The sequence below is a fragment of the Scytonema sp. UIC 10036 genome, assembly GCF_009725235.1.
The window spans coordinates 171018-193335 of sequence record NZ_WJFC01000002.1; the positions used below are offsets into that span (position 1 = coordinate 171018).

16 protein-coding genes are annotated in these 22318 nt (G+C 43.1%); 5 read left to right on the forward strand and 11 right to left on the reverse strand.

What is annotated here, in order from left to right:
- Positions 1-212 precede the first annotated feature (212 nt).
- From F7734_RS02125 to F7734_RS02145, 5 genes are all read right to left on the reverse strand, one after another.
- A complete protein-coding gene (locus F7734_RS02125; protein ID WP_166481686.1) occupies positions 213-1145 on the reverse strand; it encodes a CHAT domain-containing protein in 933 nt (310 codons plus the stop codon).
- A complete protein-coding gene (locus F7734_RS02130; protein ID WP_155743160.1) occupies positions 1112-2206 on the reverse strand; it encodes a tetratricopeptide repeat protein in 1095 nt (364 codons plus the stop codon). Before F7734_RS02130 ends, F7734_RS02125 begins: the two co-directional genes overlap by 34 nt.
- A 197-nt stretch (positions 2207-2403) precedes the next feature.
- Positions 2404-2571, reverse strand: a complete 168-nt coding sequence (locus F7734_RS02135) for a hypothetical protein (protein ID WP_155743161.1) — start codon at positions 2569-2571, stop codon at positions 2404-2406.
- A gap of 81 nt (positions 2572-2652) precedes the next feature.
- Complete coding sequence (locus F7734_RS02140) at positions 2653-3633, reverse strand: filamentous hemagglutinin N-terminal domain-containing protein (RefSeq protein ID WP_347566114.1); 981 nt, start codon at positions 3631-3633, stop codon at positions 2653-2655.
- A 431-nt stretch (positions 3634-4064) separates the two neighbouring features.
- On the reverse strand, positions 4065-5048 hold the full coding sequence (locus F7734_RS02145; protein ID WP_155743163.1) for a glycosyltransferase family A protein: 984 nt from the start codon (positions 5046-5048) through the stop codon (positions 4065-4067).
- A gap of 454 nt (positions 5049-5502) precedes the next feature.
- Here F7734_RS02145 and F7734_RS02150 point away from each other — a divergent pair, with 454 nt between their 5' ends.
- The 3 genes from F7734_RS02150 to F7734_RS02160 all read left to right on the forward strand — a co-directional run bounded on the left by F7734_RS02150 (position 5503) and on the right by F7734_RS02160 (position 10200).
- Entirely contained in the window at positions 5503-6753 is a 1251-nt protein-coding gene (locus tag F7734_RS02150; protein WP_155743164.1) for a glycosyltransferase family 4 protein, read from the forward strand.
- A 142-nt stretch (positions 6754-6895) separates the two neighbouring features.
- Positions 6896-8314: a hypothetical protein gene (locus F7734_RS02155; protein WP_155743165.1), complete on the forward strand. Its 1419-nt coding sequence runs from the start codon at positions 6896-6898 to the stop codon at positions 8312-8314.
- 497 nt (positions 8315-8811) lie between these two features.
- A complete protein-coding gene (locus F7734_RS02160; protein ID WP_155743166.1) occupies positions 8812-10200 on the forward strand; it encodes a pentapeptide repeat-containing protein in 1389 nt (462 codons plus the stop codon).
- Positions 10201-10410: 210 nt separating this feature from the next.
- Here the strand turns inward: F7734_RS02160 and F7734_RS02165 are convergent, their stop codons facing one another.
- The 4 genes from F7734_RS02165 to F7734_RS61655 form a co-directional block, all read right to left on the reverse strand.
- Positions 10411-12207, reverse strand: coding sequence for an ABC transporter ATP-binding protein (locus tag F7734_RS02165; protein ID WP_155743167.1), 1797 nt, complete (start codon positions 12205-12207; stop codon positions 10411-10413).
- Entirely contained in the window at positions 12204-13958 is a 1755-nt protein-coding gene (locus F7734_RS02170; protein WP_155743168.1) for an ABC transporter ATP-binding protein, read from the reverse strand. The genes F7734_RS02165 and F7734_RS02170 overlap by 4 nt, the downstream gene beginning before the upstream one ends.
- A gap of 89 nt (positions 13959-14047) precedes the next feature.
- Positions 14048-15226: an Mbeg1-like protein gene (locus F7734_RS02175; RefSeq protein WP_155743169.1), complete on the reverse strand. Its 1179-nt coding sequence runs from the start codon at positions 15224-15226 to the stop codon at positions 14048-14050.
- A 3-nt stretch (positions 15227-15229) separates the two neighbouring features.
- Positions 15230-16084, reverse strand: a complete 855-nt coding sequence (locus F7734_RS61655) for a hypothetical protein (RefSeq protein ID WP_207713986.1) — start codon at positions 16082-16084, stop codon at positions 15230-15232.
- A gap of 318 nt (positions 16085-16402) precedes the next feature.
- Here F7734_RS61655 and F7734_RS02185 point away from each other — a divergent pair, with 318 nt between their 5' ends.
- The gene (locus F7734_RS02185) at positions 16403-17149 is read left to right on the forward strand and encodes a hypothetical protein (RefSeq protein ID WP_207713987.1); all 747 of its coding nucleotides are present in this window, start codon (positions 16403-16405) and stop codon (positions 17147-17149) included.
- Between the two features lie 71 nt (positions 17150-17220).
- Complete coding sequence (locus F7734_RS02190) at positions 17221-19014, forward strand: mechanosensitive ion channel family protein (protein ID WP_155743170.1); 1794 nt, start codon at positions 17221-17223, stop codon at positions 19012-19014.
- Between the two features lie 489 nt (positions 19015-19503).
- Here F7734_RS02190 and F7734_RS02195 read toward each other — a convergent pair whose 3' ends face one another.
- A complete protein-coding gene (locus F7734_RS02195; protein WP_155743171.1) occupies positions 19504-21213 on the reverse strand; it encodes an ABC transporter ATP-binding protein/permease in 1710 nt (569 codons plus the stop codon).
- A gap of 170 nt (positions 21214-21383) precedes the next feature.
- Positions 21384-22163 carry a hypothetical protein gene (locus F7734_RS02200; RefSeq protein WP_207713988.1) on the reverse strand — a complete coding sequence of 260 codons (780 nt, stop codon included), beginning with the start codon at positions 22161-22163 and terminating at the stop codon, positions 21384-21386.
- Between the last annotated feature and the right edge of the window lie 155 nt (positions 22164-22318).

Sequence of the window (22318 nt, forward strand, 5' to 3'; positions counted from 1 at the left end):
AATGTCTGACAGGGTAAGGTTTCAACAGGATTGTGGATCTGCTAAAAGCCAACCCGTGTAATACTTGGAAAAAGCTGAGTTAGGTTAACCGTGTAATACTTGGAAGAAGAGAAATTAGATGCTTCCGGGTAATACATGGCAACATTCCCCCTCTTCATGTATTTCTTATGTAACACATAAGAAACTTCACCAATTGAGGTTAAGCTTACGATTTAAAGCCAGTTACCGCTTAAAATAAACGGTGCCCAGTAAGCAGGGTTATCATATTGGTCATTAAGATTATCTATTTTCTTAGCGTTAATTAGTTTCAATTGAGCTTGACGCAAAGCCTCTGCCTTACTTACTCCCGATTTGCGGAAGCGATCGTAAAACTCAGATATTAAGTGAAACGTAGAGTCGTCGTTAACAGACCATAGAGTTGCCAGCGCACTTTTGACGCCAACTTGCAAGGCGACACCAGCCAAACCAAGAGTCGCACGGTCATCTCCTACAGCTGTTTGACAAGCAGTCAGCGTCAGTAATTCCACTGAGTTAAGACCACCATTAACTTGGCGCAGAGTATTTTCTAACTCCTTAATTGTGAGTTTGTCGTTATCTCCTGCAACGAGAAAAGTATCCTCTGCAATAATGCCAAACTGAGCGTGAGTCGCAATGTGAATAATCGGATAAGCAGTTTTATTGAGTTCTTTTCCTAAATTATCGCGGTTAAAACTGCTATCTACTAAAACTTTACTATTTGGGAAGAGTTGTTGAACGTTATTAATCTCTGACTTTACTTTTGGTAAAACAGGATAATCTATTTCATCAACTTTTACTTTTGTCGTTACGCCTAAGATTAAAGCTCGACTTTGTTGACGGTTTAGTTTTTGAGATGCTGTCAAACGCAAACTGGGAGTTGTAGCAATAGCATACTTCTCAATTAAGTATTGCTTTCCATCATAAAGCGCTGCCATTGGAATACTACGAAAGAACCCATCTTGAATAAAAACAAGAGTTTTGATATTTTCAGCAGCTAAATTAGCTTTTTTTTCAATTTTTTGAAAAGTTTTACTGTATAATTCTTGAGATGCTTTTTTAATCTTATCATCACTTATTGTTTTATCTCCATCTCTCAGTAAATAGCTCCATTTGCAAAAGATTGCGATCGCGGGTCTTGAATATTGTCAGCAACTTTTACTGCATCTTGAAGGAGTGCGATCGCTTGCTCATCTGATAGCTGTCGCTGAAGAGGACACTGAGTTAAAGGCGAACTCACGGGTTTAGCCACAACTGGAAGATTGGCTAAATCGACTGTTATATAAACTTTACTTGTAGAATCTGGTAATTTCTCCCGCAAGGCTAAAGCTTTTTGCACTGCTTTATCAAACTGAGTTGGTTCGGCTTGAGTGCGGTAGTAAAACTGAATTAAATTCATCAACACTCGTATTTGAGCAACTTGGTTACCTTGAGAGCCTGCTTTTTCAAAACTAGACTGAAACTTGTTCAACGCTTTCCGGTAATCACTTTTAGATTGCTGTTTAAATTCATCAACTTTTTGCACGCGGCTTTTTTCTGCAGACTCAGCACGCAGATTCCAAAGTTCCGCCCGACTCACATAAGCATTACCCAAACTATTGAGTACTAAAGAATCAAAACCTTTGGGAGCAATTTTTTCAGCACTTTCAAGATACTGAATAGCTCGGTTATAATAACCCACCAGACGGTAAGCTTCTCCAAGACTTCCCAATGCACCTGCTTCACCCGTTCGATCTTTCGAGAATCGAGTCAGGAGCAATGCGCTTTCTTGGCGACAATCTGAATTTTTTTCCACCCCCTTTGATGGCTCCTCTTCCAGTTCGCCCTGAAGGACACCACACAACAGAGCGATCGCCTTTCTGGGTTGCCCCAAGCTATTGTATACTTGAGACTGTTCTATAAGCATGCGTCCTACCTGCTGTACGTCTCCTACTTGGCGGTAGTAAGCGATCGCTTTATCCCAATAGGCAATAGATACAGTACGTGCAGTGCCAAAAGTATATTGTGACATCAAAACGTTTCCCGGACCTGTAGGCAAACCACCAGAACCCGTGATAACGAAAGTTCCCTCTTGCTGGCGAGAACCGCGTTCAATGCAACTATTAGCAATCAAGCTACCCGTGTCAATGGCATTCTCAGGTAGCTCACTCAAGCTATCTTGAATGAAACTGGTGTCGGGTACGGTAACCACACCAGAGGAAATCGCACCACTAGCATTGATATCAACACGGTTGTTCCCATCTAAGGTGTTGGGATCGGTACCAAAAGGAGCTTTTCGGTAATTTTGACCAAAGAACGCAGGGGTATTAAGATTAATGTTACCGCCTTTGCCATCTCGCGCAAACGCCAGGATGTCGCTGTCATTAAAAGCAATGATAGAATTAGCTGTTAGCGTGATGTCACCACCGCCACCTGTCCCAGTTTCGACATTGGTTGTGATGTCACTATCACCGTAAAGGCGAATGTTACCTGCTGTGATTGCGATCGCACCTCCATTCGATTGTGTCGCAGATGTAGTAATATTGCTGTTGTTCGCATTGAAGGTTCGGCGTGCATTGATGCTGATATTACCTGCTCTACCTATGCCTTGACTTTGGGAAGATAATAGGGCGCGATCCTTGACTGATAATGCTCCTGTTATAATGAAAATATTCCCCGCTTTGCCTGTAGCTCCAGTACCAACACTATTTTCAATAACACTTCTTTGTTGTTTGACCTCGATTGTTCCGGTAGCATTGAGTGTAATATCCCCCGCAACAGCACCAACAGATCCAACCCCTCTCCTATCCCACCCCGCAGGGAGCTTCCTCCAGAAATTTCTACATTTCTGGCGTTAATGGCAATGCTCCCGTTACCACCCGCACGCACACTTACCTCAGATCCATTGCTACTACTACTGGACTTAGTCAACAATACATCTGCTCTCCCCACACCCTCAGGAAAACTTAACCCTAAATTATTACCATCTTTATTGAATGCAACAGTTCCAGGAGCGTCTAGTCCTCCCAACTCAACTCGACCACTAGGAGCCTTAATAACTCCGCTTTCTAGGTTTACTTTACCCCCTACCAACAATAAACTCCGCCCATCTCGAACACTTAGCCCCTCCTGAGAGCGATTGACAATTGCTGCTTCTTTAGCAAGAACGTTATAGAAAAGTGCAGATGGATTAATACTTAGTAGATTACCAGATGCAGGCTCAGAGGCACTGAACAGTCCTGTCTCACCCAACCTAATGGCATTGGCTGTTGTTGCAACAAACGAACCCTCAACATCCAAGCTGGCATTTTGCCCAAAGACGATCCCATTGGGATTTATCAGAAACAAGTTGGCATTCCCCAATACACCCAGCCTACCCAATATCTCAGAACGGTTAGCCCCCGTTACCCGGCTGAGAATATTCTCAATTCCTTGGGGGTTGCTAAAATAAATCCCGCTTCCTTCCCTCACGTTAAATTCTTGAAAACTGTGAAACAGGTTAGCCCCGCGAATTGCTCCTCCATTTACGCGATCGCTCATCACACCCCGCTCCTCTACATTCGGTGTCACCACAGAACTTTCAGACCCCAACGTAGTATCAGGCGTGACTTGTGCAAGTGTACTATTTGACCCAAAAATGAGTGTATACTAAAAACGGTTTAAAATCTGACTTTTCAAAAATTGCCAAATCGTAGGCAATACTGCGTAGGTTTTGCATAAAAATACGAAATTACGTAGGTTGGGTTGAGGAACGAAACCCAACATTTATCAGCATTTGTTGGGTTTCGCGCTTCGCTCAACCCAACCTACTATTTCCCAAAACCTACGTAGTATTGAAATCGTAGGGGCGCGGCGGCATTGCGCCCCTACAAATGCCATGGAACCTTTCAAAAAAGAACAGTTGTTAGCCGTTCACAGTATACCTGGCAATGCAGGTCACGAGGCTCCGCTTCGCACTCCAGGTATAGTACAGGAGGCAGAGCCTCCCGTAAGGCATTCCCAGGCGGAGCCTGGGAACGAGATAGCCTGGTGCCCATCAGAATTAATGCGATGAACTACTAGCAGCCAGACTATCCCTCTATTGCTATAGTATTTTTAGTCTTATTCTTTTTCAATTTTAACAATCTTAGTTTTACTGACTTACCTATTATCCTAGGTATAGTGTATAATTGCCAAAATATTAAATTCCACAAGTATCCATATTGAGGATAACATTTAACTAATAGTATGTCTGCCATCAAATATAGCCTAGTCTCTTTTAAAGAAGAGTCTCTCACAATATATCTAATTTGTTCGGGCTTGGGCGGAGCGTGACCAATGATAGTATCCTTTCGATAAAACTTTGATTGCACAAACAAGCCTAACAATCTATCTAAACTCCATGCAGGTAGCCAGGTTAAAGCACCCACCAATTTCATGGCTTCTGAGAGTTCGTGAAGTGCTGCTTTAACCTGCTCTGTTTTCCAGACTCTGTTATTAAAGTTTTCAAAATGAATGCCATTTTGGTCTGTTCTTTGCTTCCAGGGAAAGACAATATGGCGAATGTCTAATGGTTTATCTAGGGGAGCAATGGGAACTTCTAGTAAACCTTTGTAATTTCCTTGTTTAAAAGGATAAGGGTTCTCTGGAGTTTTTTTACAAATCTCTAATTGCTCTACTTTAGGAATCGGTTCCCAATTTTGTTTGATACGTGATTTTTCATCATAATTGATATTTTGTATCTTAAGTCTTAAAACCCAGCTATCAGGAAATCGCTGAAAATACTTGACTGTTAATTCTAAAATATCGGGGTGTGCAAAGTCATCGTCATCTAATGCCATGACATAATTGCCTTTAGCATTGATTAATCCTGTAAACCTTTGCAGAACTTCACCCTTAAAGGGACTAGTTAAAAACTCTACTCTTGAGTCATCAATTTTTTTAAAAATCGCGTTGGGAGGATAAACTAAAATAAATTGTATATCTCCCTTAATTTTTAATAACTGTTCTAACCAGTAATCATCAAAATTACCTCTGGTTGCAGTCACTATTGTCAAGAATGGTTGTTTGCTCATTTTGTGTTCTTGCAGTGTTAACTCTATTTCTACAAAGACTCAAGGCAATTAAATATTAACCCAAATTGCTATTTATGTTTGCAAGTGTTTGGATGGCATTGGATAATTAATAAAATCCTCTCCACAGAAAAAATGAGGAGGGGCTTAAGCCGTATCGCACGACTCTTCAAGTGCAAAGTACCCACAGCTTAATACAGCAAATTTCAATCTGGTGAGGTACAAAAATTCCCCCCCTCTGTCCCCCTTACCAAGGGGGGATGAAAGGGGGGTGTACCTCATGAGACTGAGAAAGGCTATAACCCGCAACTTGGGTCATTAGACAATTGAAAATAAGATGTTAAAACTAATACTGTAGCCTGGGCTCAACAATCCTTTGCATTCTAATGTATGCAAATATAGCCCGGTTATACTGCAATAACAATATACCAATAACCAGACGGATAACAGAAATTATATGCGTATCTTAATGCTATCGTCCACATTTCCCTACCCTCCGAGTCGCGGTGGAACAGAAATTAGAACATTTAACTTACTTAAATATCTACATCAGAAGAATCATGAGGTAACTCTTGTGACTCAACGTCATCAGGCAGTCACTGATGCAGAAGTAGAAGAACTACGCAAATGGGTTAGCGAACTCGTGGTTTTTCCCCTACCGCCAGAACTCCAGAACAGAAGTGGCATAACTGGTTTGTTGGCGAAAGCGAAACGCTTCGCAAATTCAGTGGCAAAGGCGATCCCAGCGAATGTTTTATACCGCTATTCACCAGAAATTCAAGCTTTGGTAGATGGTTATGTCCGGGAACAAAAGTGTGACGCCATCACTTGCGAGCATAGTGTTAACGAAATATATATTCGCCCTGAATTCCGTAACCGTGTAAATACTGTGGTCGATGTCCACAGTTCAGTCTATGGTTGGATACGCGACCATTTAGAGATGGGGGCTTCACAGAATGCTTTACGCGATCGCCTGTATCTCTCTTTCGTCCTAAAACGTTACGAAAAACGCTACTGTACTAAATTTTCTAACATTGTCGTCACCACTGAAGACGACCGACAAGAATTCCTGAAACTCCGTCCAGATATTGACATTAAGGTAATTCCCAATGGGGTTGATTTAGATTTATTTCCCTATCGTTCCCACGATCCAGGGGGACATCAGTTAATTTTTGTGGGAGCAATGGATGCGTCTCATAATATTGATGCAGCACGTTTTTTTGCTTTAACAGTGCTACCAGAACTGCAAAAACGGTATCCCGATGCCACCTTTATTATTGCCGGTGCCAGACCTACAGCATCCGTTTTGGAACTGAAGAATCTTCCTGGAGTCGTGGTGACAGGTCGCGTTCCTTCAATGGCAGAGTATCTACATCAATCTACCGTTTGCGTAGTGCCACTGCGAACTGGCTTTGGGATTAAGAATAAAACCTTAGAAGCAATGGCAGCTGGTGTACCTGTTGTTGCAAGCGATCGCGGTTTAGAAGGGCTGGCTGTCGATGAAGCTGGTTTACCACTCAGAGCATTACGCGCCAATCAACCAGCCGAGTATGTGAACGCCATCTGCCAATTATTTGAAAACCCGCAGTTACGAGCAGAATTATCTCAGAACGGCAGACAACTTGTAGAAACAGAATTTACTTGGGAAACTGCTGGTAAAAGATACGAACAAGTAGTGATATCATGTCCGCTTATATACTCTGAATAATACTCACGCAAAGACGCAAAGGCGCTAAGAAATTAAGAAACTTTTCCGCATGGTTATGCTACCGGACATTATGAAGTGAAAATTAATCCCTTGATTATAGCACTTTCAATTATTCTAAAGGAAGAAACTTGATGACTCAACTATGCTATCCACTGAAGAACTTGCTCTTAAACAAACTGTAACCCGTCAAAACCCTTGGTTTAATCGACTAATAGCAATCATTGCTGTAATGAATTTATTTTTAGTCTTTTTTGATTTGAGTTACGTCCCTTGGCGTAACTTATACGTACTAGAAATTCCGAGCTTGACTCAGTTGTACGATCCAATTAAAGGCATTGAACCTCATCGAGATACGCAGAATTATCTCAATAAAGTATACCAATTAGAAGAGCAGGTTTTTCATATAGGACTGCGCTCGCCTAATACAGAAAATTTATTAGAAGAATTACGAGTTAAGAGCGATGAGATGATTAAGGATAATCCTTTTGCTGGGGCTAATAAAAGTGGTACTCTAGAAAGGATTAAGAATTTGATGCGCGATCGCATGGGGATTGAATCTGCACATCAAGCCTTTAGGTTATTTTGGAGTGAGGCGCATTTTGAGACAGCAGGTTGGCAACCAGAAATTCAATTTTTTAAGACTCATATTCAACCTTTAATTCAAACAAACTACTATCGGAAAATTGGAATTAATGGTAAGTTTATTAATCGGTTCTGGCAGATTGATTTACCATTTGTTGCTTTATTTTTCCTAGATTTTTTGGGTCGAACTTTCCTAAGGAGTCGCCAAGCAATTGGATTAACTTGGCAGCAAGCAATGGTAAGGCGTTGGTACGATATTTTCTTATTACTACCGTTTTGGCAGTGGTTACGAGTTATTCCTGTTATAGTTCGCCTCAACCAAGCTCATTTATTGAATCTCGATGAGGTTCGCCAGCAAATCAACCACGAACTTGTCGCTAATTTTGCAGAGGAGTTAACTGAAATTATCGCCATCCGGTTGATTACTCAGATTCAAGAGTCAATTCAACAAGGTAATATTATTAATTGGTTCTTACGACCACAAACACGCCATAATTATATTGATATTAATAATACCAATGAAATCAAGGCGATCGCAAGACGCCTCCTTCAGATATCAGTCTATCAAGTTGTTCCGAAAATTCAGCCAGACTTAGAAACATTACTGCATCGTAGCATTCACACAATGCTCAGTCAATCTCCTACTTATCAACAATTACAAAAGGTGCCAGGATTCAATCAATTACCCAATCAGTTAACAGAGAAGTTAGTGACAGATATTTCTCAAACAGCATACGCTACTATGACAATCTTATTAGAAGACCCTGAGGTAGCAGCAATATCTAATCGTTTGATTGATAATTTCAGCGCTGTATTAGAGATAGAAATTCAGAACAAACAGAACGTTCAGGAAATTCGCTCTCTACTAATTGATTTACTAGAAGAAATCAAAATTAATTACGTTAAAGGAATTGCAGAAGGAGGAGTAGAAAAAAGTTTACAGGAAGCCACTCAGATCCGCCAAATCATTCAGCACTGAACCCGGATTTCTCACCACATCTGTCAAAACTTGTGCAGGGGTGCATGGGAAAGTTCTTGTACAAGTTCTTTCTCCTCAGCTCCTCAGCCCCTCAGATCCCCTCGTTCAAGCTTGTGAGAAATGCAGGTTAATCCCTTTGCCTTCGGACTTCTAGCTTCTTAATTTGCGAAGGCAACATTAGCTGGTCAATAAACGTCTCATAAGTCACATGAGTGTCTAGCTTGTAGACTCTTACAGACGGTTGCCCACAACGAGGGTATGAAAATAATTCTTTTTCAATGCCCAATGCCCAATGCCCAATGCCCCAAACCTTATGCTAACTTATGATTTTCTAATTTATTTATTTTATTCAGTAATGAGAGTTTTTATATTATTGAGTCAAGAAGAATCAGCGTAACTTTTTTTTAAGGAGAATATCTTGCAATTTTGAGACAAATAGTATACTCTTTTCGCCTATAATCTACGTAAATATTCGTGTTGTGAGAAATACCACCGCTATGTCTGCCAGGAAAACAGACCCTTTAAAAATTTGGTTGATAGCGATCGCAGTGACGTTTAGTTTATCGCCAATCCTTATTTGCTTGGCATTCACCAAAATGGAGGGCTTGTCAACAGAACAAAAAATAGAAACCAGAACACAAGCAATATCAACAACTGCCACCTTCTTTCTAGGATTGGCAGTGATGGTAAATGCTTACTTTGCCGCAAAACGCCTAGAAGCAAGCCGAAGAGGAGCGATCGCCGCAGAAAAAAGTAATGAAATTGAGACACAAAACACTCAACTAGCCAAAGAAAAGCTGATTGCGGAAAAATTTATGACTGCAATCACCCAGCTTGGGCATGAAAGTGTTGCCACAAGAACAGGTGCTATTTATACCTTAGAAAGAGTGGCTCGGGATTGTCCCAAAGAATACTGGACAATTATGGAGATACTGACTGCTTTTGTGCGAGAAAATTCCGTCGAGCAACACCAAAAAGTAATTTTTGAGAAAAGATTAAACCTTCGTACAGATATTCAAGCAGCGCTTACTGTTATAAGTAGGCGGGAAGCAGAAAGAGACCTTCCCAACCAAAAAATTGATTTACGGAATGCGGATATTAAAAGAGCCGATCTGCACAAAGCGAACTTGCAACAAGCAGACTTGCGGGGAGCCGATTTAAGTGAAGCAGACTTACGCTGCGCGGATTTAGCCGAGGCAGATTTGGAGAATGCAAAACTCTGCGGCTCTGTTTTGTACGAAGCCAACCTGCAATCAACAAATTTGGCAGAAGCCAATCTTTCCGGGGCAAATTTAAATCGTGCTTGGGTATGTGGGGCAAACTTACGCGCAGCCAATCTTTCAGGAACCAGTTTGCGTGGCTCGAACCTACAAGGAGCGAATCTGTATAAAGCTAATTTGTGCGGTTCCAATTTAAAAGTTGCTAACCTACAAGGGGCAAAGCTATTTCTTGCTAATTTACAAGGGGCAAAACTTGGAAAAGCCAACTTACAGGGAACGGGATTGATTGGCGCGAACCTGCAACAAGCAAACTTAAATGGCGCGAACTTGCAACAAGCAAATTTGAATGCAGCGAAACTACAGCACGCAGAAGTCTTTTTTGCCAATCTATCGGAAGCGAGTCTCCGGGAAGCCGATCTCTATGGCGCGAATCTCATGGGGACAAACTTACAAATGGCCATTCTGGATGAAGCTAATCTTTGTGGGGCAAACCTTATAGGAGCCAATCTCAGTATGACAAACTTAAGTGATGTCAAACTTGAAGGAGCTATCCTCACAGGTGTTAAAAATTTGGAACCGCATCAGATTACAGCAGCTTCTGGTGATGTGACAACTCGCCTACCAGAAAACGTCGATCTACCAAATCATTGGACGCAAATCGGCTAATTGTCACTTTTGTTGATACTTAGTATGCTGTCTGGCGAATTTATTTGTACAAGATGTGCAACAGGGTGCGTCCCTTATTTAAAGGATAGAGGATAAAGGATGAAAAATAGGTTGATATATGGATTGAGCCTCTTCAATTTATTAATAACATTAAAAAAATATATTCCAATTTCAAGCCCATCAATTCATTGATGGGTTTTACTTTATAAATCATCTCTTACCTTTGAACTGACTCATAAATAAGTCATAGTAGAATCCTTGTTTTTGCATCAGTTCGTCGTGAGAACCAGTCTCAATAATTTCACCTGCATTAAGCACCAGAATCCGATCGGCATTGCGAATTGTACTCAAACGGTGGGCAATCACAAAGCTAGTACGTCCTTGCATTAATCGATCTAAGGCTTCTTGGATCTTCTGTTCCGTTCGGGTGTCCACATTGCTAGTCGCTTCATCCAGAATGACCATGCGGGGATTTTGAACCATCATGCGAGCAATGGTCAGTAATTGCCGTTGTCCTTGGCTTAAATTACTGCCCCGTTCCGTCAACATTGTATTGTAACCATCCGGCAGATGCAAAATGAACTCATGAGCATTGGCTTGTTTGGTCGCCTCAATACAGTCATGCTCGGTGGCATCTAAACGGGCATAGCGCAGATTGTTCATAACTGTGTCAGAGAACAAAAATGCTTCCTGTAACACAATGCCAATTTGCCGCCGCAGACTGTCCTGTTGGACGGTGGCAATGTTATGCCCATCAATCAAAATTTCGCCCCCATCAAGATCGTAGTACCGAGTAATCAGGTTGATGATGGTACTCTTCCCTGCTCCAGTCGGTCCGCACAAGCCAATTTTTTCGCCCGGTCTGGCTTCAAAGCTGTTGTGCTTCAGGATAGGTCTGCCTTGAATATAGCTAAAGTCTACATCGCGAGCCACTACATGACCCTGAATTGGTGGCATTTCTGGAGCGTTGGGCTGGTCTACAATGGCGGGTCGTTCATCCAAAATGCTAAAAATGCGTTCAGCTGCCGCGCTTGCAGCCAGCAAAGTATCCAGGTTATTGGCAAGACTCGCGATTGGAATCGAGAACTGACGAGTGTATTGCAAGAAAGTTGCAACAACCCCGACATTAGCCTCTCCTCGCAAGGTCAGTAGTCCCCCCACCAGTGCTACTAGCGCCACATCCAGGTTCGTCAACACGAGGGTAACCGGACCGCTTACTAATGCCAGCAAGCGTGCCTTTACACCTGCTACCCGAACTAGATGACTGATATCCTCAAAGGTTGCGATCGCCTCTTCCTGCCGACCGTAAGCAATTACCACCTTCTGCCCGCTGACAGTTTCTTCCAATAAGCCGTTGAGTTCACCAATCTGTTGTTGAAGATTGGCAAACACAGGTCCCGCAATCTGACTGATGAAGCCCAAAAACAGCACAATCAGTGGGGCAATTGTCAAAGTTGCGATCGCCAGTTTCCAGTTCAGTAGGAACATGGCTAAAACAAGGAAGACCAATTGCAATGTTTCGCTAACAACTGAATTCAAGCTGTTACGAAAAAATTGGGCAACCGCATCCGTATCATTGGTAACACGGCTCATTAAGTCACCAATCGGTTGGCGATCGAAGAAGTTCAGCGACAGGGTTTGCATCTGCTCAAACAAATCCTGCCGCAAACGATAGAGAGCCCTTTGTACCACGCGATTCAGCATCAGAGTTTGCCAGAGCATGGTACCGGAACTGCAAATAGCTGCGATCGCTATCCCGATTGCCAGTTGAGTGATGACCCTGAGATCGGGAGTGCTGCTTAAATTGTTCAGCCCTACCCCCAGCCAATAGGGAATAAGCAGGTTTAACACTGTACTCAACAACAGTAACGCAATAACTGCGGCAACCTCTAAGGCATACCGAGTGACGTAACCGAGCAACCGTCCCAACACCTTCAGACGTGGCTGGGCTGGGGGCGGGTCTCCAGCTTTGAATTTCACCTTTCGGTGCAGCAAAGGCTTGTTCACGCGGCGACACCTCCCAATTGCGAATTGTAGATTTCTCGATACAGGGAACTGCTGTGAAGGAGTTGCTCGTGGTTTCCCCGGTCAACAATTTGTCCACCTTCCAGCAGGAAAATAGTGTCTGCAGTGATGACCGTACTGATTCGTTGAGCGACAAACAACATGGTGGTGTCTGCCATTAGGCTTTTCAAAGCATCTTGCACTCGCGCCTCTGTGGCCATGTCCAGAGCACTGGTGCTATCATCCAGGATGAGAATTTTAGGTTTGACGGTCACCGCACGAGCGATCGAGAGGCGTTGCCGCTGTCCGCCTGAAAAGTTGGCTCCCCGTCGTGCCACTGTGGCATCATAGCCTTCGGGAATGGCTGACACAAACCCGTGGGCATCTGCCGCCTTTGCTGCCTCAATCATCTCGTCTTCAGTCGCATCTGGTTTGCCATAGCAAATGTTTTCCCGCACTTTGCCACTAAACAGTACCGACTCTTGGAGGGCTACACCCACGATTTGGTGCAGGGTTTTCAGGGGAATATCCCGCACGTCAATGCCATCGATGGTAATTCGTCCCGCCGTCACATCGTAAAAACGAGGAATCAGGTTCACCAAGGTGGATTTGCCGGAACCTGTCGTCCCCAGGAATGCCACCGTCTGTCCCGGTTCGATTGTCAAATTGATGTTTTGTAACACGGGTCGCCCCACCCGCTCATTGTGACTGGGGTAACAGAAACTAACATCCTCAAATACAATCCGTCCTTTAACAGTCTCTGGGGTTAATCTGGCGGGAGTGGTAGGTTCGGGGATGGTGGGGATGGTATCGAGAACTTCAAACATCCGTTGGGCAGAGGCTTCTGCTGCCGTCAACTGAGGCGCGATCGCTGCCAGTATCACTAGAGGCACTAGAATGGTCACGAGGTACTGGATAAAGGCTAGCATTTCACCCACAGTCACAGCGCCCCGTTCGAAACTATACCCTCCAACCCAAAGGACGGTTGCTGATGCTAAGTTGATGACCAAATACAAGCCCGGAGGCAGAAATGCCACATATTGCATCGGACGCAGGGTGGCTCTGCGTAAGTCTCGGTTGACGCGATCGTACCGACGATTTTCAAAGTCACTTTGCACAAAAGCTTTAACCACCCGCACCCCTGCCAGGTTTTCCTGCAACACATTGTTAAGAGCATCTAACTTCTGTTGCTGAATTTCAAAAAGTGGTCCTATTTTCACCACTAAGACAAGGAGGAGCGCCACAATCACGGGGATAACAACGAACAGAATCCACATCAAACTGGGACTGTTTAGATAAATCAGTGCCAATGCGCCGACAAACATGACTGGAACTTGGGCTATAGATAGGATTATCAGTTGAATGGTCGTTTTGATTGCATTGACATCGTTGGTCATTCGTACCATGAGATCGCTGGTGGGGAAACGATCTAGGTTGCCAAAGGAAAAAGTTTGAATTTTGCGGTACAGAAACATTCGCACAGCATGGGCTGTATTTTCGGCGAACGTGACAGCATAAAAGGAATTAGCAAGGGTAAAAACCGCCGCCAACACGGCAAATAGCACCATCCAAAGCACACTTTGCACTGTGGCATCCCGATCGCCCTGGGATAAGCCCCGATCGATCAAACTCTGAGTCATCAGGGGAATGAGCAGAGTAAAAATCGTCGCGATCGCCTGCAAAATTTGTGACACCCAAAAAGACCACTCATAGCCCTTGTAAATCTTGATAAACCGTCGGACATTTGGCAACATAAAGCATCCTCAATTGACCATGTTCACATCCGGCTTAACGACGGGTGGCAACATGGAAAGCGCTTGACCTTGTTTACTTTTGCCTTCTTTTACACTACACCTAAATTCGTATAATTATTAGAAGATTGATTTTCTGCTTCTCCATCAACCGCGACTCGATATGTTTCTACAATATGGTTAGGTAACAAGTCCCCATTTTGTGATAAAAATGACCACTCTTGTCCAACATGGACATATACTCCACCGATTTTAGTCGGAGGTACAAGTGGTATAGTATCAGCTAGGTTAACTATACGGTAACTGTTGGGAATTAGTTGACTGTGCGTTTGTGCAAACACAGGATCGCCAACTCTGGGACTCGCGTAGGTGTACAATCGTAAATTAGGTTTATGTTGGGGAAAGTTTAAAGCAATATCTATTGCTGCTAATGTTGCTAAAGCGGCTCCTAAACTATGTCCACAAATATAACAAGGAAGAAATGGATTTAGTCTTTTGATGACTTCACGTACAAGAGATTGTAAGTTGTTTCGGTAAAAAGTTGCAAAGCCTCTGTGAACTTTACCGTAGGTCTGATTGGAATTAGAGATCGGATAGTCGTCTTGAAAAGCAGTAAAATCATGAATCCACTCTACGGTTTTTTGCGTTCCTCGAAAGACGATGATGCTGTGAGTTTTAGCCAGTAGAGTAAATCCTAGATAAACGGGTACTTGACGTTTACGTTTTACAAATTCTTGGACAGTTTTGATAACGTTATTTTTAGCTATATCTGTTTTCTGTTTTAATTGGTCGTAAGAAGTTGTTGAAGAGATCTCGTCAACGGGAACCCGAACTGCAACTGTTTCTTCCACCACATCTTCTTTACCTTTAAATGTAGAAAATAGGGAATATACTTTTAACTTGTCGCTATAAGCTGGTAAAGATTCGAGGGAACCATCATAATTTTTTTCTAAGTTCCCCTTTAAGTATTGCTGAGTAGCTAACTTACTGCACTGAATGATTAACTTAGACATTCCGCGATCGTAGTTAATTTTTGGCGGTTGAAGTTTGAGAGCAGCACGAATTTCGCGTCCCTCATTAATGGTTTTCAAATCACTAGCAAATGAGGCTTTTAATAAATCTTCAGAGTTGAGCTGTGCATCTGCTAACGTTTCTAACTTGGCTTGGCGATCGCGTGCTGCTTGAGTGCGTAAATAATCTGTAGTTACATTTGTGGCTACTCCTGTGGCGAGTCCTGCTAATAACACTTGACGACGATTGATTCTAACCATAGTTTATCTCGCTCTCCAATGTCTTTTGCGTTGTTTTGCTGACCTGTGCAATGCTTTTGAAAGAGCAGCTGTGTCTAGCCGATAACTACTAATGTGGTATTGATTGTTGATTTGACCCACAACCCAAGTTAGAGTAAACAAGGCTGCTGCTAGTGCTAGTCTGCCAACATAAGGTATAATTAGCCCAATACAAAACACTGTTAACCACGACATAAATGCGATTGCTAATGCCCCTAAGCTACCAAAGAACTTACCAACAGTTGCTAAAAAATCCCAGCCTTTGGGAAAACCCCACATAGCATCAATATCCCACACCATTTTGCCAATCAAAACGCTAGTCGCTAGCAATTGCAATATTAAAAAGCCGGATATGGGGATCGCTCCAATAATGGCAGCACCAATAGCATAGTCTAGAATCAGATTCCGAATCTTGCGGTTGTAATGAATAATAATCCGTATACCAGTAACGGCAGGTTTTAGCAAAAAACTATCAGTCAGTAATTCTCTGTCAGCATCAGCATTTTCTTGCAAAGCACTTACTGAAGGTAACTGGAATGTAGTCCGAATTTGTTCTAAAAGTCGCTGTTGTTTGGGAGTAATTCGAGCGATGTGGGCAAAAGAACAAGCTGTATTATAGACTTCTATTTGAGTATCTCGATTCTGAATCTCCTCTAAAAGTGGTGACAAAGAAATTTTTTCAACCAGCAATCTCTCCACAGTTAGTCCTTCTGGATGTGGAGAGATTTGCTGTAATATTTGAGCCAGCATCGCATATTGTAATGGCTGTAAGTCGTTACTTACTTGAGCTATACATACCAATATGCGAAGAACTGTCAAAGACGACTGTGAAACAGTCATATAGTTTTTGTAGTGCTTTATGGTGCTAAATATGTTTATATAATGAATAATCTAGCTACATCAAGTAGCTAATAAATTTTGTAAATAAATTTATCACTCACATTATAGTAATGAAATTGGTTTGATGGTAGTATTATCCTTGAGTTTAATGGCAGTAGTTCTAAGTCTTTTCAAGATACACTCTCACAGGCGATCGTCTGTGATGAGAAAATGAAAAGCGCTACTCTCTAACCCCTAGTCCCTACCCTCTACTCACTATTCTCAGGTTAGTCAGTACGGACATTCGGGAATAGCTGGGTTCATAGCAACTTCAATGTAATGGATTTCAAAAATATTGACTGTCTAGAAGAACTTGCGCCGTGTTTTCTCCCAGGGCTTCAACCAACCACTGGGTTTCCAGACTTCCTACGAGGTTTTATGAAACGAAATTTGAACTATACTCTGACAGTATTCGGCAGCGTTGCGATCGCATCTGTTGGGTTTGCCGTAGCGGCTTTAGCAGATACAGTCAAAGCTCGCTGCGATGTCTATCCTAAAGGAGAAGATCGCGCCAAGTCTTCCAGTCTTTGTACCTTTTCGCAACGACAAGGGGTCGTCGGGATTCAGTTAGAGAACGGGAAACGCTATGACTTACGCCCCGTTGGGAATCAACCAGGTAATTATCGCGATCAAAATGGTCGTGCTGCTTATCGGCAGTCTGGACTGGGCGACAAGGGGCAAATTTATCGCCTCGCCAATGAGTCAATCTATGTCTACTGGGATACCGCTCCGTTGGGACAAAATCCAGATAATACGACTGGTGGAAGTTCTTCTGCTTCTAGTTCCTACCCTGATGCTGGGACTTCTGTCTCACGCTTGAGTGATTTGGTGGGTGCTAGGGCAGGACAGGCAGAAAACTTGGTGAAAAAACGGGGCTATCGATTCGTGAAGACGGATTCTCCTTCAGGCGATGCTATCTACAGCTATTGGCAGGAAGCCAAAACTAACTACTGTGTAACAATCCGAACAGAGCAAGGACGCTACCAGTCAATCGTCTATGCAACTCCAGTTGATTGTAATGAGTAGTTGCTATCTCGCTAAGAGAAGGTGAAAGGCTCTTTTTGAGGTCTTTGGGCTGCACTGTGACTAATGGAGTTATGTTCTCTTTTATTCGATACCTTCGTCTCACGATTCGGTTTGTGTCGATCGCTCTGGTAACGCTCGCGCTGGTGCTTAACTGGGGTACGATCGCCCACAGTCAACTACCTTCGTTACCCACCGGAACTTCCAACGATCCGCACAAGTCACCTAGCAGTGTTACCCGGCTGGGTGTATATGAAATTGCATCGGTAAAGTCACCCTTGGACAACCATAGTTTGTTTGATGTTGTCTCTCCCACTGTTTTTAATCGCGACAAGATCCCAGATGGAGCTCTTCCGGTTGAGGTGCGTGCTGAAGAAATTACGCAACGGTTGATGCGAGTGCTCTATCGAGTCTCCAAAACTAAACAAACTCCCATCGTTTCTATTGCCACCCTAAATAAAGGTCCAATCCTCGAGCTCAATGACGATCGAACGAGCCGTCCGTTAAAACTGGTGACGGTGACAGAGCTAGATGCTGACTACCATGGGAAAACGCTGGAGGAATTGACCCAGGAGTGGCAGAAAATACTGCAAGCAGAAGTGGATCGCATCGATCGACTCTTCGCACCTAAGATGTTGTTGCAACGTCTTGGGCAAGCACTGCAAATCTGCATTGGATTATTGTTGGGCAGTGGTGTGCTCTGGTTTCTGCGGCGAACTCTAACCCGCAAAAAGATAGCATTGCAAGACCGTCATCAGGCGGCGATAGCTGCGGCAGAAGCGGCGGCTGCCACCCACCCTAAGACAGAAACATCCACTGATGCTCGGGCAATGGAGATCGACGAAGAGGAGGCTGAGGCAGAAGCAATTGCTGATGTGCGATCGCGGTTTTTAGCAGTAGTCCGGCAGCAATTCAGTCTCAAGCGCCAACTGGAAATCTATTCCTTCCTCAAGTGGTTACTGCTCTGGACACTTATTCTCATGTGGTACATCGGAATTGTCGCCATCTTGTCTCGCGTTCCTTTCCTCATGAGATGGTACACAGAGGCTTTAGCTGTTCCCCTCGCATTACTCATTCTTTGGTTTTTTATCAGTCTTGCTATTCGTATTAGCCAAAGCGTAATAGACCGCCTCACCCATGCCTGGATAAAGCATCCCTATTTCCCGTTGAGTGAAACCCAACGGATTGCCCTGCGAGCAGCGACAGTTGCCGGGGCATTAAAAGGATTAATCACCTTTGTTTTCATTACTTTGGGTATCTTGTGGTCTCTGGGCTTGTTTGATGTTCCGACTGGCTCAATTCTGGCAGGCAGTGCTGTCATCGGTCTGGCAATTTCCTTTGGCTCCCAAAGTCTGATTAAAGATCTGGTCAACGGTTGCTTGATTTTGATAGAGGATCAGTTTGCCGTAGGCGATGTGATTCAGGTGGGAGATGAAAGCGGATTGGTTGAAACCCTCAACCTGCGCGTTACCCAACTGCGAAATGGGGAAGGAAAACTGATTACCATCCCTAATAGTTCTATTATTGCGGTAAAGAATTTGACGCGTCTCTGGTCGCGGGTAGATTTCTCGATCGAGGTTGCCTATAAGAACGATCCCAAACAGGTGCTCGCAGTTCTGCATCAGGTGGCAGAGCAACTCTACAGCGAACCAGAATGGCGCGAGCGTATGCCCAGTCCACCGGAAGTCCTGGGCATCGATCAAATGTCCCAAACTGGAATGCTAATGCGAGTCTGGATTCAGACGACACCTATGCAGCAGTGGAGCGTGGGGCGAGAATTTCGTCTGCGGGTGCGGTTGGCATTTGAAGTAAATAATATTCAGATCGGTGGACCGCAGCTCTTAACTGATTATATTCATGGTGAATAACACCAGTCATTAACGCCTGAGTATCGCTAATGAGGACATCAATGTTGGCGGTTTCAAAGAGTTGGTTCAGAGCCGACTGCGTCGTGCTTTGGTTATTAGAACGTAGAGTGGCATACTCTTCAGAGTTGCTATCCGTCTGCTGAGAGATTTTTAAATATTCCTGACCATAAGGAATCCGATTGATTGGATCGCCATTGTTGATATCAATGATGGTCGCCAGGTTGTCTACTGGTACACCAGGAGTATTGGCTAAAAAGTGATTAATTGAGGCTTTGAAGCCGTATGCCAGCGCGACATTGGCATCAGGGGGAGCGGGAATCTGAGAGGGATCGACTTCTACAATTTCAATGCTTGATATGCCGTAGTAGCGTGTCTAGGCTAAAAAATCGATCGCACATGAGCTACTGATAAATCTAGGTGTACACTAAAGCAAATTGGCTGTAATTTGCTTAACTAATTTATCTACACTTAAGGTGTTTTGTAAGGCTATCAAAATGCTTCCGCTCCCTTGGAATCATCAGGAGATAAAAATCGCCATTTTCCTTGTCCTAAAATCTCCACAATTAATTGATGATAAGGAATTAAAGTAGGACGATGACCGACACTAATATAGGTAATATTCGCCTCTCTTAATTTATGATAAAGATGTTTTTCATTGGCTACATCTAAAGCACTGGTAGATTCATCTAACACTGCATAGTGAGGATTATGTAAGAAAAGTCGAGCAAACCCCAATCGTTGCTGTTCCCCTAAGGACAAAACATCTGCCCAATTGAGTTCTACGTCAAGACCCTCCACACGGGCAACTAAATCAGTCAAATTTACCTGTTCTAGAACCTCCTGTAGCTTTGTATCACTCACTTCTCGCTTGGTATAGGGATATAGAATTTGATTTCTCAATGAACCTAAGACTATATAAGGACGTTGAGGAATAAATAAAATCTCGGCGGTGTTGGGACGGTAAATATGGCCTTCGCCCGTGTTCCATAAACCGGCAACTGCTCGCAATATCGAACTTTTTCCTGACCCAGAAGCCCCCATCACTAAAATTCCCTCACTATGAGGAACTTCTACTGAGAAATCTTCCACTAGCACCCGTTTTCGATCGGGAGTTTTTACCGTAACATGACTGAGAGCAAAACGAGGTTCAATTAAGGTATTGATAACAGATTGCGAAGGCGCAGGTTTTTGATTTTGGTGCAAATAATCGGAAAAAGTTCCTAGCCGTTTGATGACTGCAGCGAAAAGAGCTAATCCTTCAAAAGATCTGGCGAACCAACTAAAAACATTCACGATTGTTAAAAAAGCGGGAATAGAACGAGTCACATCGCCAAAGGTAATTTGTCCCGCAAAATATTGTGGGGCAAGAATGAGATAGGCAATAATCAAAACAGTAAAACCTAAACTAATATTGATTGCATCTAAGAGACTACTAGGAAAGATTTTGGCATGAAGAACGGCAAGTAATCGGGAGAATTTCGATTGAACTATTCCTTCTTCCTGTTCCTCTCCTTTGTAAAAAGCGATTGATTCGCTATTATTACGCACGTGGACTAAACTATAACGAAAGTCTGCTTGATATTGCAGGTTTTTGAAGTTTAGCGGTGTGAGAATCCGACCAATAAAAAAACTGACCAAGGTTTGAACCAGTGCCGTTAGAATAGCGACAAAAACGAGGTTTTTGTTGATACTCCAGAGAATATTGATAAAGAGAAAACCACTCAGAACATTACTGCCGAGGGAAAGAGAATATGTGAGGGAACTACTGATAAAAGACTCGATATCTTCGGAAATACGCTGATCGGGGTTGTCGATGGCTTTATTGGCATTAACTTGATAAAAAGCCCGATCGGCAAAATAGCGATCGAGGAAATCTTTGGTCAACCACTCTCGCCAGTAGAGTTGCAGTTTATTTTGAATAAAATTCTCAAAAAACGAGAAAATAATTAACGCCAGTAACGTTCCCCCGAACAGGAGCAGAGAATTCTGGAAACTCTCTAATTGCTTATTGCTTAGTGCAGTGGTAAACTCTCCCTGATAACGATTCAGTAAAGCACTAGCGTTGTTAGCGAGGATGATAAAAAGAACGGCTGCTGCTAACAATCCCCATGCTCGAAACCTCTCCTGAGATCCCCAGTAGCGTTTAGCTACTTGCCAAAACCACTGTAAAAATTGTTGTAGCTGCTGAAGTTTTTCCATATAAAGCTTTTGGTGGGCATTGCCCACCCTACGTGTAGTTCAAAAATCAAATAGGAGTCCTATACTAAAGAAATATAGTGCTAGAAAAAATTAATGTTTGAAACTGCATAGTTTTGTGATATGTAAGGGGAAGGCATTGTCTTTCCCTTACAATTTTCAATTTACTATGACTAGCGGCAATTAAATTTTTCTGCGTAAATAATCGCCGCATATCGTCCATCTGTTGTTCTGATAGCAACGCAATTTCTAGTTCTGGTTTCTAACCAATAACTGATAGCACTGTCAGCCTGTTGATTGGCACGGCGATATTCATAACCCCGATCTCTGAGATCGGACTCTGCTTGTCCAGCTCTTGCACCCACAAAATCCGCTAAATTGTCCACGGGTTCACCAATTCGCACGTTTGTTGAAGAAACATTGACAGGCCGACCAAATGGTGAATTTGAAGAGGATGACGAAGTACGATGCGTTCCTAGCATTGCTCCGATCAGCGCACCGACAGCTGCACCAGCAAGCACTGTACCTGCCGATGTTTTTTGATCATCGTGGGTAACATTAGCAGGCTGTTGGCTGTCAAGCCTGACGGATAAGCGATTTGTCTCTCGATCTACTTGCCAAGTAAATACACCCTTATCAGGTTGTTCATCAAAGCGGACGTTGTGAATCCCGTCATAGGCTTCAACCTGAAGTGAGTCTTTGTTCGGTCCATAAAAACGGTATTTAGAATCGTTGTCTAGTTCAACGACAAACGCCATTGTATTACCCTGCTGTTTCTGCTTCACTATGCAGTGACCGTCGAATACTCTATAATTGGAGCTTGTTAGCTTACAGCGACCTTGTGCTCTGACAAGAGTTTCAGCAGAAGCGCTAGACATCATTATCAGCCCCTGAGTAGTTATCAACAAACTCGCTGTCATTACAGAGTTTAAGGTTGTAAATTTCTTAGACATAATCATGTTTAGAAGTGGAATTTTATTATCAATACCTTCGCCATTTTTGAAGGGTAAAGTGGTAGTGCTTTAACCATGAAAGCCCATTCTTCTGTGACAAGGCAAAAATCATTAGTCTTGAAAAACAGCCTCAGGTTTTCCGGAAGGAATTTTTT

Coding starts and splice junctions, on each gene's coding strand:
- F7734_RS02150 (WP_155743164.1), top strand. CDS start 5,503: ATGCGTATCTTAATGCTATCGTCCACATTTCCCTACCCTCCGAGTCGC.
- F7734_RS02200 (WP_207713988.1), bottom strand. CDS start 22,163: ATGTCTAAGAAATTTACAACCTTAAACTCTGTAATGACAGCGAGTTTG.
- F7734_RS02160 (WP_155743166.1), top strand. CDS start 8,812: ATGTCTGCCAGGAAAACAGACCCTTTAAAAATTTGGTTGATAGCGATC.
- F7734_RS02145 (WP_155743163.1), bottom strand. CDS start 5,048: ATGAGCAAACAACCATTCTTGACAATAGTGACTGCAACCAGAGGTAAT.
- F7734_RS02175 (WP_155743169.1), bottom strand. CDS start 15,226: ATGGTTAGAATCAATCGTCGTCAAGTGTTATTAGCAGGACTCGCCACA.
- F7734_RS02155 (WP_155743165.1), top strand. CDS start 6,896: ATGCTATCCACTGAAGAACTTGCTCTTAAACAAACTGTAACCCGTCAA.
- F7734_RS02195 (WP_155743171.1), bottom strand. CDS start 21,213: ATGGAAAAACTTCAGCAGCTACAACAATTTTTACAGTGGTTTTGGCAA.
- F7734_RS61655 (WP_207713986.1), bottom strand. CDS start 16,084: ATGACTGTTTCACAGTCGTCTTTGACAGTTCTTCGCATATTGGTATGT.
- F7734_RS02185 (WP_207713987.1), top strand. CDS start 16,403: ATGGATTTCAAAAATATTGACTGTCTAGAAGAACTTGCGCCGTGTTTT.
- F7734_RS02190 (WP_155743170.1), top strand. CDS start 17,221: ATGTTCTCTTTTATTCGATACCTTCGTCTCACGATTCGGTTTGTGTCG.
- F7734_RS02135 (WP_155743161.1), bottom strand. CDS start 2,571: ATGCACGCCGAACCTTCAATGCGAACAACAGCAATATTACTACATCTG.
- F7734_RS02170 (WP_155743168.1), bottom strand. CDS start 13,958: ATGTTGCCAAATGTCCGACGGTTTATCAAGATTTACAAGGGCTATGAG.